The organism is bacterium endosymbiont of Bathymodiolus sp. 5 South, from assembly GCF_900128535.1.
In the GTDB taxonomy this organism is placed as follows: Bacteria; Pseudomonadota; Gammaproteobacteria; order PS1; family Pseudothioglobaceae; genus Thiodubiliella.
On the sequence record NZ_FQTR01000382.1, the window covers coordinates 1 to 1,005 of the forward strand.

Annotated in this window: 1 protein-coding gene and 1 pseudogene; both read right to left on the bottom strand. The window is 35.1% G+C overall.

Annotation, left to right across the window (positions count from 1 at the left end):
* Positions 1-233 precede the first annotated feature (233 nt).
* On the bottom strand, positions 234-716 hold the full coding sequence (locus tag BBROOKSOX_RS11645; protein WP_139662045.1) for an HPP family protein: 483 nt from the start codon (positions 714-716) through the stop codon (positions 234-236).
* A 210-nt stretch (positions 717-926) separates the two neighbouring features.
* Positions 927-1,005: pseudogene (locus BBROOKSOX_RS12405) on the bottom strand (TusE/DsrC/DsvC family sulfur relay protein); the annotation flags it as partial.

Below are 1,005 nucleotides of genomic sequence, written 5' to 3' on the forward strand. Positions count from 1 at the left end.
TCTATCTTGGCTAGTTGCTTAAAATCGTGTTTATAAAAATCATCAGGTAGTTGGATTCTTTTTGGCATTGTTTTGTTGGTGAAAAAAATGATTATTATACACTATTTATGGTATTGTTATTTTTTGAATTTTGTATAAAATATTGCCAGTCAAAATATAGTGCGATTGTTTTGAATGCTTAAGGTTGGTTTTATGGTTGGCTGTTTTGGGTTTTTAGGGTTGACTAAATAGCGTTATAAGCAATCTTCAAATGGATTTTTATCTCTAAAAGTGGCAATTGCCATAGCGACAGTAAGCAAAATTAAAGAATTGAAGAATATAGGCATAATAACAAACGCATAACCTAAATTATGAATTGTTGTGCCACCAATAATTGCTGTTACGGCTGTTGCGCCACCAGGAGGGTGCATACATCTTAAAAAATGCATAGCAACAAGCGAAAGAGGAATGGCAATTGAAGTGGCTAACAGAGTATTGGTGATTAAATAAAAGCAAGTAACGCCCATTATAGCTGAAACACTATGTCCACCAATTAAATTCCATGGACGAGAAACCAAGGCATGTGGCGAACCAAACATTAGCATAGCTGATGCACCAGTTGAAGCGATAATTAAGGGAGAATTGGCACTCTGTAAAATAACACTAGAGAAAAATTCAGCCATAACAACGGCTATAAATGCGCCAATTGCTGAGATTAATAATTCTTTATTGTTCATCACTCCCCATTATGTTTTTAGAGACCTTTGCATAAATAGGGATGATTAGCAAAATCCAATTTTTGCCCAATTGGTGATTTCTTTAAACCTTGTCCTAGCAGAGCTAAGGTTGGGTTTAAAAAATCGCCAAGTGGGTGAAAAGTGGGTTTCTGATGATTGTTCCTATTTATGCAAAGGTCTCTAAAATAGTATTATTTTTTGAATTTGGTGTTAGCCTGTACTCCAACCTCTTGGGCGTTTCATGCCTGATATTTTGCAAGTTTGCTTAACATAACCATAGGGAAACATA